Source organism: Synechococcus sp. H55.11 (assembly GCF_047462475.1).
Classification (GTDB): Bacteria; Cyanobacteriota; Cyanobacteriia; order Thermostichales; family Thermostichaceae; genus Thermostichus.
This window is the reverse complement of record NZ_JANSJI010000346.1, coordinates 1-12,041: the sequence shown is the minus strand read 5'-3', so window position 1 is coordinate 12,041 and position 12,041 is coordinate 1. Positions and strand designations below refer to the sequence as shown.

Genomic DNA, 12,041 nt, shown 5'->3' with positions numbered 1-12,041 from the left:
AGGAATGCAAGACCCATTTGCGAGGGGGTCGGTCGAAGACGGCGAAAAAGGGCCTAGAAGAGGGGGGGCAAGAGGCCTGAAAGCCTTGTGGCGCAAGGCATCGAGCGGGTCAACGAAAGAATCGGCCTTTGCGGGATTTGGCGAGGCGCTCGCAAAGCCGCTGCTACCGTTTTTGTGTTGCTTTGCCAACACGAGATGCGTAGGGGATTAGCCCCGCAGGCGACCGGAGCGCAGGATGCTGAGGATGAGCCACAGCCCCAGCAGGCTGGCGGCGCCAAAGAGCAGCTCGCTTAGCCAAAAGACCTGGAAGCGCTGGGTTTGCGCCGAGATGATGGCAGCGCCAATAATCAGGGATCCAACCAGGATGCTGTAGGAGAGGCGGTTGGCCGACTGGTCCAGGCTGGTGCGGAGGCCTTCCAGCTCCTGCACCGTCAGGTTCCAGCGCTGGGTCTCGGAGGTGATGCGGCTAAGCAGCACTTCCAGTTGCCGCGGCGACTGCAGCGAGAGGTTTTTGAGATCCAGGGCTGTGCGCAGCAGCGAGGGCAGGGGGGCATCCCCCAGCAACTGCTGCCGAAACACATCGGCCATCAGGGGGCGAATTTGCTCCGGTAGATTGTAGTCTGGGGTGAGCTGGCGGGCGATCCCTTCCAGGTTGGCCAGGGCCTTGGCGCACAGCCCCAGGTTGCCGGGGATGCGGATCTGGTTGCGCCGTGCCGCCTGCAGGATCTCGGAAAAGAGCTCGCTAAAATCCAGCTCGGCAACGCTCAGGGTGTAGTACTGGCGCAAGAGGCGCTCGTATTCCCTCTGCAGTTGGGCCAGGCTGACGGCGGGATCCCGCGGGCTGCCCCTGGGACTTTCCGGCAGGGCCAGTTCCAGCGTGAGCTCAGCACAGCGCTGGGCATCCAGGCTGACGATGGCCAAAATCAGCTCCAGCACAATCTGCTGCGTGCGGGGATCCAGCCGCCCAATCATGCCGCAGTCCAAGAGGGCCACGCGACCGGATCCCAGGTAGAAGAGGTTGCCGGGGTGGGGATCGGCGTGGAAATAGCCGTCAAGGCAGATCTGCTGGAAAAAGGCGCGGGTGAGCAGGCGGGCAATCTGCTGCGGGTCGGCGTCACTGCGATCCGCCTCCAGCAGTGGCTTTCCTTCGATCCACTCCAGCGTCAGCACCTTGGGGGTAGTGAGCGCCCAGTAGACGCGCGGCACCACCAACTGTGCTGGGTCAAACCAACGGCTAGCCTGCAGGTGTTGCCGCAGTTGCTCCGTGTGGCGGGCTTCCTGGGTAAAGTCCAGCTCCGCCTGCAGCGCCCGGCAAAACTCATCCGCCAAGGCCACCACGTCCGTCAGCCGGCCCAGCTCCGTTTGCGCCACCAGCTCAGCAATGCCACGGATAAGCCGCGTATCCTGTTCCACCACTGCTTCCAGCCCAGGCCGTTGGATCTTGAGGGCCACCAGTTCGCCGCTGAGCAGGCGGGCGCGATGGACTTGGGCGATGGATCCCGCTGCCACCGCTTCCGTGTCCAGGCTGCTGAACACCTGCTCCAGCGGCTTTTGCAACTGCTGGCGCAGCAGGATCTCCACCGCCTTCCAGGGCACGGGGGGCACATTGCTCTGCAGCGTGCTGAGGGCCTCGATGTACTCCCGCGGCAACAGATCGGGGCGGGTGCTCAGCAACTGGCCCAGCTTCACATAAACCGGCCCCAGATCCACCAAGATGTTGCGCAGCACCATCGGCGGCGGCAGTTGCGGCTCTTCCGCCTTGCCCAAGGAGAGCAAGCGCCGCATGTAGTCCCAGCCGTGGCGCAGGACTACTTCCAGGATCTCTGCCTGACGGGCGCCGCTCTGGGCCAGCCGCGCAAAGACCACTCCTTTTCCCTCCCGCACAGCAGATATCAAAGGAAAGGCACGGGAGCCACCCGGCGGGTTCCGTCCCAGCCGCCGGCTAGCCCTTCTCGCAAGGCCCGCAGCACCTCGTCGGTCTCGGCGTTGGGCTCGACAAAGGAGAAGAGGTGCTTATAGCGCAGCCTCCCCTCGCGATCGACGATGAACTGGCCCGGCAGGGGCGCCCCCAGCGCTTGGCCGACACCGTAGAGCCGAAAGGTCTTGCACTCCGGATCCACCAACAGCGGATAGGGCAGTTGCAGGTCGGCTTGGATCTGTTGGCTTTGCACCGGGTCGGTGCTGGTAATCATCAGCAGCTCCGCTCCCAAAGACCGGATCTCCTCGTAGCGGGCCTTCAGCTCCTGGATGTGGGGGTAGCAGAAGGGGCAGAAGAGCTTTTCTGTGAAAATGCGGGTAAAGGCGAGAACCACCGGCTGGTGGCCGCGGTAGTCCGACAGGCGCACGGGATCCCCGTGTACATTGGGCAGCTCAAAGTCGGGGGCCAGCTCGCCAATCTGCAGAGAGCTGTTGGCCGGCTGGGGGATGAAGTTGTCGAAAAAGCGACGGTTGAACAGGCCGCTGTTGCTGGTCATTGCCATTTTTTACGTTTCTTTACTACCTGCCACCAGCCTAACCCAAAGCCTCGGCCACTGCCTTTAGCCGCCGCAGTTGCGCCCGCATGTCGTGCCGGGTCAGCTCTGCCGCCACCAGATAGAACCCTGCCGCCACCCAGGGGTTGGGGATGGAAAACTCAAAGCGGTTCACCAACAGCGTTCCCGACGCTTGGGGGCGGCACTCCCAGCGGTCAGTGCCCTGAAAAAACCCCTCAAACTGCCACTGCACCAGGCCCTCGGCCCGCTCGGCGATCACGCAGTCCAGGCTGGGGGAAATGAGAGGCAGGCGCAGGAAAAAGCGGTAGCGGCTGCCCAGTTGTCCCGTAGGGGATCCCAGCGCTTCGCAGCCCAAAAGCGGGTTAAGCCAGCGCCGCATCAGCTCCGGGTCAATGAGACAGCGCTCCACCCGCCCCACGTCAGCGGCAATCTCCATCGCTTGGGTATAGACAGGCATGCTTTAAGGAGAGGCTACAGCAGCAGGCTGCGCTTTGCCGACAGGGGCAACGGTACTCAGCAAAATCAAGATATCCCGGTACTCCACCTGATCCGGCCCGCGGCGGGGGGATCCCACCTGAATGACTGCCTGGTACAGGGACTGTTCAGGGTGGGGGGGAGACTCGAACACCAAGGTGCGGATGCCGTTGGCCTGTTCCAGATCCGAGAGGAGATCCCAGCCCCGGCCCCACAGGGTGCGACGATAGTAGACGGCAATCTCCTCCAGAGGCTGAGAGGTCTGCAAAATCAAGGAAGCAAGGCCCCCCCCTCGATCCCAAATCTGCCCGGAAGAGACAACGGCAGCGTTGGGCAACTGCAAATGAGGGGGAAAGTGAGGGGGAAGGGCGCGGGTATCCCCCAAAGAAGCCTCAAAGTGCGTGCCATCTTTGCCGATGTGACGCCGCACAGGATCCAGCTCTGGGGAAACCGGAGCAGCCCTCTGGCGGCAGGCCATGAGGGATCCCGCCAGCAGCCCAACGGTTAGCCAAGCAAGAACCGGCAGAGGACTCCGTCCCGCCGGCGCGATTTGCTCAAGACAGCACCTTTTTCTCATTTGTTGGGCCGCGTCCCTGAGGTGGGTTCTATCTATGGGGCAAGGATCTGAGCCACTCACGGGCTTGGCAGCCGGCGTGTATGGTATATAAAAGCTCGTTCTTGGGTTTCTGCCCATTCCTATGCCCAAGGTTAGCACCTCTCGCCATCCAGCCGACTCACGCTTTAGTTCTGCCATTGCCGCGCGCCCTTTTCGCGAACAGGTCAAAGGGTTAAAGCCCTACCAGCAAAAACAACTGCAACGGCTTTACCAACTGCGCCTACCCCCCAACCGCTTGGTGACGGTGGAGTTTGCCCAACGGCTGGGATCCCTGACTCAAGATCTAGAAGGCCAGCCCATCAGTGTTTACCTGAACCGGCGCGGCCAAGTGATCCGCGTGGGGCTGGGATCCCCTTTTGAGACCCAGATCCCGGCCTGGGAATTGCCTCGCCAGGGAGCCGAGCGCCTCTCCGGGATCCGCTGCATCACCACCCAAACTGGGGCAGGAGGCCCCGGCCAGAAAGCGCTGACGGCCATGGCTTTGCAGCGCTTGGATGCCCTTATCACCCTTTCCGTGGCCAAGGCAGGAGGGCAGCGGCGGCGAGGTGGAGCGGCCACGGGCTTTGTCAACTGCGCCTATCTGGCCCACCTGGTGCCGCAGGAGGGGCACCGCTGGCAGGTCTCGGAGCCTTTGCCCCTGGGGATCCTGGCAGAACAGGATCTGCAGGAGCTGGTGACGGAGCTGGAGGATGGCTTTCGGCGCCAATTGACCGCCCGCCAGGTGGATCCCAAGCAGGAGCGAGCGATCCTGGTGGGGCTGCAGGAGCTGGGGCAGAGCCGCGAAGACCTGGTGGACAGGCTGACAGAGCTGGGCCGCCTGGTGGAAAGTGCCGGCGGACAGGTGCTGCAAACCCTCTGGCAACGGCGGGAAGGCCCCAATTCCGCCACAGTCATTGGCTCTGGTAAGGTGCAGGAGTTGGCGCTGCTGGTACAGGATCTGGGGGCTAACCTGGTGGTGTTCGACCGCGAGCTCACCCCCAGCCAGGTGCGCACCCTGGAAGAGGCGGTGGGGGTGCGGGTGGTGGATCGCAGCGAGGTGATCCTGGATATCTTTGCCCAGCGGGCCAGAACACGGGCCGGGAAGTTACAGGTGGAGCTGGCGCAACTGCAATATCTGCTGCCGCGCCTGGCCGGTCGAGGGCGCACCATGTCGCGACTGGGGGGTGGGATCGGCACCCGCGGCCCTGGGGAAACCCAACTGGAAATGGAGCGACGGGCCATTCAGCGGCGCATCGGCAAGCTGCGGCAAGAAGTAGAAGAGCTGCGCCGCCACCGGCAACGGCTGCGCCAACGCCGCGAGGGATCCCAGATTCCCGTGGTGGCGCTGGTGGGCTACACCAATGCCGGCAAATCCACCCTCCTGAATGCCCTCACCCACGCCCAGGTCTATGTTGCCGATCAGCTCTTTGCCACCTTGGATCCCACTACCCGGCGGCTGGAGCTGTCCGACCACCAGGCGGTGCTGCTCACCGACACGGTAGGATTTCTAACGGAACTGCCGGAGCAACTGGTGGACGCCTTCCAGGCCACTTTGGAGGAAGTGACAGAGGCTGACGCCCTGCTGCACGTGGTGGATCTCTCTCACCCCAACTGGGAAGGGCAGATCGAGGCGGTGGAAAAATTGCTGGATGGCATGCCCTTGGCCACCGGGCCGCGACAATTGGTGTTTAACAAAATTGACCGCCTCGATCCCGAATGGGTAGAAGATGTGCGCCTGCTCTACCCCAAAGCTCTCTTTGTCTCTGCTGCTACCGGCCAAAATCTGAACCAGTTGCGCCGCACCTTGGCCCAGTTTGCGGCAGCCTTGAATCTCAACTCCCTCGATTGGCAGGAACCCAGGGATCCCTAGAAGCATTCCATAAGGATTTCGAAACCTGGGCCTTTCATTATTTATCCTGCCTCGGCATAAACATTCAGTTACATTGAGATCAGAATTGTTAACCGACTTCAGGTTAGGGAGAGAACATGGTCACTACTGCGGTTGCACCTCAAGTCGCACCTCACCTGGCCCAGTCGCATCTGACGCTGCAAACTTTGCCCATTGGCGCCGATACCCTCGCCATTCGCTCTCAAGATTGGGATCGAGATCGGTTTGACATTGAATTCGCCCTGGAAAACGGCACCACCTACAACTCCTTTTTGATTCGCGGCGAGAAGGTGGCCCTCATCGACACCTCCCACGAGAAATTTCGCCAGTTGTACCTGGATCTCCTGCAGGGGCTCCTTAATCCTGCCCAGATCGACTACCTGGTGGTCAGCCACACCGAGCCGGATCACAGCGGCTTGGTGGGGGATCTGCTGGAGCTGGCGCCCCAGGCGACGGTGGTGGCCTCCAAAGTGGCCATGCAATTTCTGGAAGACCTGGTGCATCGGCCCTTCCGGCGGCTGGTGGTGAAGCAGGGGGATCGCCTGGATCTGGGCAAGGGCCATGTCCTAGAGTTTATCTCCGCCCCCAACTTGCACTGGCCCGACACCATCCTTACCTACGACCACGGCACCCAGATCCTCTACACCTGCGATGTGTTTGGGATGCACTACTGCGACGACTTCGCCTGGGATGAGCATCCCCACCTGCTGCAGGCGGACTTTAAGCTCTACTACGACTGCCTTATGGGGCCCAACGCCCGCTCGGTGCTCTCGGCTCTGAAGCGCATGGAAGCCTTGCCCCCTATCGCCGCCATTGCCACCGGCCACGGCCCCCTGCTGCGCCATCACCTGTCCGACTGGGTAGAGCAATACCGCACCTGGAGCCTGGAGCAGGCCAAAGCCGAACGGATGGTGGCGGTGTTCTACCTGTCGGGATATGGCCAGGCGGAAGTGCTGGCTCAAGCCATCGCCCACGGGATCCAAAAAACCGGCACCCAGGTGGAGCTGGTGGATCTGCGGCTGGTGGATGCCCACGAGGTGCGCGAGCTGATGAGCTTGGCCGCCGGTGTGGTGATAGGCATGCCGCCCCAATCGGGGCCAGATGCGGCCACCACCCAGGTGCTGCTGAAAACCCTCTTGGCCTCTGCCCACAGCAAGCAGGGCTTTGGCCTCTTCGAGTCGGGCGGCGAAGATGATGAGTCGGTCTACCTCTGCCGCAACACGCTGCAGGAGATCGGTGCCAAAGAGGTGTTTGCCCCGATTTTGCTCAAGCAGCCTGCCAGCGAAGCTCTGCTGCAAGTGGCTGAAGAAGCGGGTACCGACTTGGGGCAATGGCTGACCCGGGATCGCAGCATTCAGCAGATGAAAGCCCTCGATGCCGACCTGGATCGCGCCCTGGGCCGCATCAGCAACGGCCTCTACATCCTCACCGCTCGCAAAGGGCAGGCCACCAGCGCCATGCTCGCCTCCTGGGTGGCCCAGGCCAGCAGCGATCCGCCGGGGATCAGCGTTGCCGTGGCCAAAGACCGGGCCATCGAGTCCTTCCTGCAGGTGGGGGATACCTTCGTCCTCAACGCCTTACCGGAGGGCCACTACCAGCCCTTGATGCGCCACTTCCTGAAGCGCTTCCCACCAGGGGCCGACCGCTTTGCCGGCATCAAAACTTACCCCGCCGCCAACGGATCCCCCATCCTGGCCGATGCCCTGGCCTACCTGGAATGCCGCGTGGTCAGCCGTCTGGAAACCAGCGACCACTGGGTGGTGTACAGCACGGTGGAAGCCGGGCGGGTCTCCAACCTGGAGGGCCTCACTGCCATCCACCACCGCAAGGTGGGGAATCATTACTGATCCCTCACCCCCAGCCCCTCTCCCTAGGGGAGAGGGGAGATTCAGGGTTGGCCTGGGGCAAGGCCAGTACTCGCAGCTCGCCCCCAGCCCCTCTCCCCAGGGGAGAGGGGAGATTCGCCAGGTTCGGAAACAGCCGCTCTGCCGATGCAAAAACTTCCCTCCAAACTTCAATAAGACTGTCGGTAGCGCAGCCCGTTGGGATGCAGGAAAAAAGGGCTGTCTTCTCCCAAAGGGATCCCGTCTGGCTGCAGTGGAAAAGGCAGCCCTTCTGGGCTCTGTTCCGCTTCCTGAGAGAGGCGGTAGAAAACTCCCCCGCATCCAGAAGAGGGAATCTCCGCAGCAGCATGCTGCTGTTGCCAGCGCTGGTAGGGGCTGAGCCGAGCTTCCCTCCGGTCGATGTCCGGCGGCCCAGGGAGAGAGGGCGCTATAGCCGGCTGTCCAGCGGGCAAAAGAGCCGCCACCTCCGCTTGGGCCCACCCTGCCGGGGCCAAGGCCAAAGCCAAAAGCCAGCCGCTTCCCCAAACCCAGATGAACTGCCGCATGACCGGATCCCTCGCTTTAGGCTCTCTACTGTCCAGCACTGAGAAGATGGCTCCCATCTTCTCAAGGCCGGACTGAGGGGGGCATGACGGAGATCCCGCCAAGCCTGTGATCTGGATCAGCTCAATCCAGACCCATCTCCATCAAATCAATAGGGATCCCTTGTCAATGCCCATCTACCCGCTAGCAGATTTGCCGGAATGGTCTGCACTGCCGGCCCGTACATAGGCGTGCCAAGCCAAGTCCAGCAGGCCATCCAACACCGCCGCAGCCACTGCAGGGCCCCCCTTGCGTCCCTCGGTGCGGATATGAGGCACCATGGAATCGGCCAGCTCCTGCTTGGCTTTCACCACGTTCACAAACCCAGCCGGCGTGGCGATGACCAGAGCAGGAGCCACCTCCTTTTCTGTAATCAACCGAACCAACGTGGAAAGAGCCGTTTGGGATTGGCCAATGATAAAGATTGCTTCAGGATAGCGTTGGGCCAGGGTTTCCAATCCCCAAGCAGAGCGGGTCTTATCTTTTTGGGGGCGAGTAATCGCTTCGCTGCCGCAGTAGATGGGGTTGGAAAAGGTGTTCTGGACGGCCCAGGCAATGCCTACCTGTACCATCGGCTCATCTACCACAATGGTGGTACGCGCTGCCAGAGCCGCCGCTCCAGCTTGCAAGGCTTCGTTGCCAAAACGGATAAGGTTCAAGTACTCAAAGTCGGCAGTAGCATAAATAACACGGCGAACCACTTCATACTCGGCAGGAGAAAGCTCGTGCTTGCCCACCTCCTGGTCGATGATCATCAGGCTCTCTGCATCGGTGACATGCCACTCCATCGGTTCCAGACCCCGCCCGCCGTTTGTTCTCGGTAATGACAGGATTGTACCTGCAGAGGCTCCGATTGGTGGGAAAAGCCATCGCCTAACCCGGCGGCCAACCCATCGCTCGACCGCCGAGAATGTGGATGTGTAGGTGAAAGACGGTCTGCCCGCCGTCCTCCCCTTCGTTGATCACCAGTCGATAACCTTTGTTTAAACCTGCCTCGGCAGCCACCCGCTGAGCCGTCAATAGCAGATGCCCCAGCAACGCTTCCTGGTCGGGCTTGGCCTGGGCAATGCCGGGGATAGGCTCCTTGGGCACCACCAAGATGTGGACAGGGGCTTGAGGGGCGATATCTTTGAAGGCGATGGCCCGCTCATCTTCGTAGACAATCTGGGCCGGGATCTCCCTGCGGATGATCTTGCCGAAAACCGTGTCGCTCATGGGTGGTTACAAGCCAGTTCTGACCTTAGCCTAGCCGCTGATGGCCCTCATTGGTTGAGCAGCCACTCAAACTCCTGTTGCAGCGAGCGAATGTGCCCCACCCGCGAGACCAACAGGGCATCTTGCCCAGCATCCCGAAAGCGAGACTGCCACAAACTCACCAAATCGGGGTTGCTACACCAAAAGCAGATGACGGTTTCCACCAACTGATCCCAATCCCAACCCCGCCGGGCCGGCACCTCCTCCAGGGATCCCAGCAGCGCATCCAAGGTGCAAGGGCTGGTGCCTAAGTATTCCACCCCACAGGGCCGCTTTGCCAGCTCCTGCTGCTGACAGAAGAACTCGAGGGCAGGGGCAATGCCGATGATCTCAAAAGTGTAAACCATTGGGCTCAGTCCTAGAGGGTTTCCTTGCGAAAACAGAGGTTTTGCAAAAGAGGAGTTCAGCAATCTCTCGACAGAATTGAAACTGGGATCTTTTCCCATCCGTCGTCGATCTGAACCTGGATGTTAGGCACTGACTATATACTCAACTTGGGCCAATTGCCAAGACTAAAGAACAGGCGGACACGACTCTTTTGCCACTGGTCACTACCTGGAGATAGGATGCTTCAACACCAAAGAGGTGAGCTTTGCCTGATGAGCGCTCCAGCGAACAATCCTGCGCAGATAACTGCTAGCAAACCCAAGTAAGGACTGCCAGCACTCATCGAGATTTTTTGCTGGTTGACTCTGCTGACAAAGCAGTTGACGCCCACCTTTCCTGGGGGCGTCAGAGAGATGGTGCTTCCAAAAGAGCGAAAGCCCAGAAACAACTGGCGTGGCGAAAGTCTCCAGCCTAGGCCCTTTCTTCTATCCAAGTGGGTACTGGGTTCTGGATATTTTCCGGGACAGGAGAGCTGGGGGCGGGGAGATGAAACTCGATGCGCGGCTGCCCCACTCCATAGGTGAGGGTGTAGCTCCAGTGCAGACAGCGCAGCCACAGGCGGGGATAATGGACTTCCAACCAGGGCTGCAGGCGCCGCACCAGCCTTGGGAGCCAGCCCCTCAGCAAAGCTGAAGTCAAGGCCAGCCCGCTATAGCCGAAGTAGGTAGGTAGCCACTGGGCAAAGCCCTTGGCCCCTACGGCCTCCCAGATCCACAGCAGCAGCCGCGGGTTTTGCCAAGCCGCTTTGATGGCCATGCGGTTAAAGGCCAGCCAGCCGGCCCGGTCTTTGATGAAATCATCTACCACCTCTGGCGGCTCGGTGGCGAGAATGCCGAAAAAGCTGTTGAGGATGGCGTTGATGCGTTCGGGGGGCAATACCTTGCCGGTGGGCACCATCATCCCCCGCGAGAACAGCCAAGTGACGGCGGAGTTGCCCTGGTAGGCGCGGATCTGGGCCAGGTCAGAGGCTTTGAGCAGGTTGTGGCGCAGGGCTGTGTTCAGCAGGTCACAGAGGCGGGGGCAGTTGCGCACCAGGGATCCAAACCCGGTAAAACTCAGGGGGGATTGCAGGGCCGCCGCATCCCCAATCAAGAGGACGCGGTCGAAGGGCTCCTCTGGAGTCCGCTGCGGGCTAAACCGTCCGGGAATGTAGCCGAAGGTGGCCTTTTTCCACTGCAGGCGCTCTGGGTTGCAGCGGCGGTACTCCGGCAGGATGGTGAAAAAGTCTTCGTACAATTCCAGCAGGGATCCCGGATTTTCCGGATGTACCTGGTGGTAGTGGAACAAGTAGAAGGTGAGATCCTCGCCGGGGCCGGGAAAGAGCTCCCAAATGAGCTGCCGACCGCGGCTGATGTCCCCGTGGCTGGCCAGGATGTCGCCAAATTGGGGATCCCATACTCCCGGCTCAAACCCTCCTGCAATGGTGGCCCCGACGGTGGGGCAGACGCTATCAAAAGCATGATGGCGGTAGAGCTGCTGGGCAATGGGCGAGGCCGTCCCCATGGCATCCACCAACAGGCGGGATCCCAGCCGAAACTCAGCTTGGCCGATTAAATCTTTCACCACCACCGTGACGCCCTGGTCTTCGATGTAGGCCCGCCGGAACTCCGTGCGCTCGTAGATGGTGCCGCCGCAGGATCTCAGGATCTGGCCGCAGAGCTGCAGGAGCTTTTCGGCATCGATGGCCAGGTTCAACACCGTCGGCGTGTGCAGGACGGGGGCGCGTACGGGGCTGTTGCCATCAAAAAACTTGTTGAACCCATCGGTGTATTCCCTGAGGATGAGGCTCTCTATCTCCTCGGGGCTGAGGAGGCCGAACTCCGCTAGCGTCTGCAGCTCCCGCCGCGAGATGTTCCACTCCCGGTTCATGCGGCCAAAGGGCAGCCGTTCCACCAGGGCCACGCGGTAACCTAAGCGGGCCATGGCCGCACCGTAGATGGCCCCCAGCGCCCCGCCCACGATCACCAAGTCCCACTCCAAGGGGGCAGGTTCAGGGGCCGGCTGGCGAAACAGCACCGGCTGCCGCTGAGGATGGGGGGATTGCACTTCTTCCCGCCAGCGCTTCTCCCACCAGTAAACCCGCTGCAGGTCAAACTCGCCGTTGGGAATGCGGCGGAAATACTTCACCGTCTGCGGGTAAAAAGGCTCCAGTTGCTCAAAGATGGATCCCTGGCTGAGATCGATAGCTGGCAACTGCGGGTAGCGGTGGGGAAATCGGCTCTGGATGGCCTTTTCCAGCTCTCTCAGCCAGCGCCCCTGCCGGGGGAAAGGCCGCTCCGACCACTGGAACACCTTGAGATAGGTGGTGTTCAGCCCCGACCAGAGGAAAACGGCCAGCTCGGCCCCACATCCCTGCAGGCGCAGGCCGGTGGCGGTCGGCAGTTTTTGGCTGCCCTGAGGCAAGGGGATACACTCCTGCAGCCAGCGCAGCACCTGGGCAGTGTCTGGACAAGGGATCTCGCGATAGTACAGGGGCTTGAGCACGGCGCCGAGATAGAAAACAGAGCAAATCTTCACCCATTGTG

At 61.4% G+C, this 12,041-nt stretch carries 11 protein-coding genes; 2 read left to right on the top strand and 9 right to left on the bottom strand.

Features of this window, described 5'->3' with window-relative positions; translation table 11 throughout:
- Window positions 1-207: 207 nt before the first annotated feature.
- Genes NW853_RS13325 through NW853_RS13310 form a run of 4 tightly spaced genes read right to left on the bottom strand, consistent with a single transcriptional unit; the run spans window position 208 to window position 3,543 of the window.
- On the bottom strand, window positions 208-1,866 hold the full coding sequence (locus NW853_RS13325; RefSeq protein ID WP_414349264.1) for an ABC1 kinase family protein: 1,659 nt from the start codon (window positions 1,864-1,866) through the stop codon (window positions 208-210).
- A 26-nt stretch (window positions 1,867-1,892) separates the two neighbouring features.
- Window positions 1,893-2,480: a peroxiredoxin family protein gene (locus NW853_RS13320; protein WP_414349263.1), complete on the bottom strand. Its 588-nt coding sequence runs from the start codon at window positions 2,478-2,480 to the stop codon at window positions 1,893-1,895.
- 31 nt (window positions 2,481-2,511) lie between these two features.
- Window positions 2,512-2,949 (bottom strand): SRPBCC family protein, encoded by a 438-nt coding sequence (locus NW853_RS13315; protein ID WP_414349262.1) that lies wholly within the window; start codon window positions 2,947-2,949, stop codon window positions 2,512-2,514.
- Window positions 2,950-2,952: 3 nt separating this feature from the next.
- Window positions 2,953-3,543 carry a hypothetical protein gene (locus tag NW853_RS13310; protein WP_414349260.1) on the bottom strand — a complete coding sequence of 197 codons (591 nt, stop codon included), beginning with the start codon at window positions 3,541-3,543 and terminating at the stop codon, window positions 2,953-2,955.
- Between the two features lie 121 nt (window positions 3,544-3,664).
- Between NW853_RS13310 and hflX the strand changes: the two genes are divergently transcribed.
- Both hflX and NW853_RS13300 read left to right on the top strand, forming a co-directional pair.
- Window positions 3,665-5,431 (top strand): GTPase HflX, encoded by a 1,767-nt coding sequence (hflX, locus tag NW853_RS13305; RefSeq protein ID WP_414349259.1) that lies wholly within the window; start codon window positions 3,665-3,667, stop codon window positions 5,429-5,431.
- A 116-nt stretch (window positions 5,432-5,547) separates the two neighbouring features.
- Entirely contained in the window at window positions 5,548-7,296 is a 1,749-nt protein-coding gene (locus NW853_RS13300; protein ID WP_414334886.1) for a diflavin flavoprotein, read from the top strand.
- Between the two features lie 167 nt (window positions 7,297-7,463).
- Here the strand turns inward: NW853_RS13300 and NW853_RS13295 are convergent, their stop codons facing one another.
- The 5 genes from NW853_RS13295 to NW853_RS13275 form a co-directional block, all read right to left on the bottom strand.
- Complete coding sequence (locus tag NW853_RS13295; RefSeq protein WP_414349257.1) at window positions 7,464-7,838, bottom strand: hypothetical protein; 375 nt, start codon at window positions 7,836-7,838, stop codon at window positions 7,464-7,466.
- Between the two features lie 174 nt (window positions 7,839-8,012).
- Entirely contained in the window at window positions 8,013-8,663 is a 651-nt protein-coding gene (locus NW853_RS13290) for a precorrin-8X methylmutase (protein WP_414334888.1), read from the bottom strand.
- An 85-nt stretch (window positions 8,664-8,748) separates the two neighbouring features.
- Window positions 8,749-9,090, bottom strand: coding sequence for a histidine triad nucleotide-binding protein (locus NW853_RS13285; RefSeq protein ID WP_414334889.1), 342 nt, complete (start codon window positions 9,088-9,090; stop codon window positions 8,749-8,751).
- 47 nt (window positions 9,091-9,137) lie between these two features.
- Window positions 9,138-9,476 carry a hypothetical protein gene (locus tag NW853_RS13280; protein ID WP_414334890.1) on the bottom strand — a complete coding sequence of 113 codons (339 nt, stop codon included), beginning with the start codon at window positions 9,474-9,476 and terminating at the stop codon, window positions 9,138-9,140.
- 451 nt (window positions 9,477-9,927) lie between these two features.
- Window positions 9,928-12,033 carry an NAD(P)/FAD-dependent oxidoreductase gene (locus NW853_RS13275; protein ID WP_414349265.1) on the bottom strand — a complete coding sequence of 702 codons (2,106 nt, stop codon included), beginning with the start codon at window positions 12,031-12,033 and terminating at the stop codon, window positions 9,928-9,930.
- Between the last annotated feature and the right edge of the window lie 8 nt (window positions 12,034-12,041).

Bases quoted from the DNA above. Each gene is read 5' to 3' on its own strand.
- NW853_RS13310 (WP_414349260.1), bottom strand. From the start codon at position 3,543: ATGAGAAAAAGGTGCTGTCTTGAGCAAATCGCGCCGGCGGGACGGAGT.
- NW853_RS13300 (WP_414334886.1), top strand. From the start codon at position 5,548: ATGGTCACTACTGCGGTTGCACCTCAAGTCGCACCTCACCTGGCCCAG.
- NW853_RS13285 (WP_414334889.1), bottom strand. From the start codon at position 9,090: ATGAGCGACACGGTTTTCGGCAAGATCATCCGCAGGGAGATCCCGGCC.
- NW853_RS13320 (WP_414349263.1), bottom strand. From the start codon at position 2,480: ATGGCAATGACCAGCAACAGCGGCCTGTTCAACCGTCGCTTTTTCGAC.
- NW853_RS13315 (WP_414349262.1), bottom strand. From the start codon at position 2,949: ATGCCTGTCTATACCCAAGCGATGGAGATTGCCGCTGACGTGGGGCGG.
- NW853_RS13290 (WP_414334888.1), bottom strand. From the start codon at position 8,663: ATGGAGTGGCATGTCACCGATGCAGAGAGCCTGATGATCATCGACCAG.
- hflX (WP_414349259.1), top strand. From the start codon at position 3,665: ATGCCCAAGGTTAGCACCTCTCGCCATCCAGCCGACTCACGCTTTAGT.
- NW853_RS13280 (WP_414334890.1), bottom strand. From the start codon at position 9,476: ATGGTTTACACTTTTGAGATCATCGGCATTGCCCCTGCCCTCGAGTTC.
- NW853_RS13295 (WP_414349257.1), bottom strand. From the start codon at position 7,838: ATGCGGCAGTTCATCTGGGTTTGGGGAAGCGGCTGGCTTTTGGCTTTG.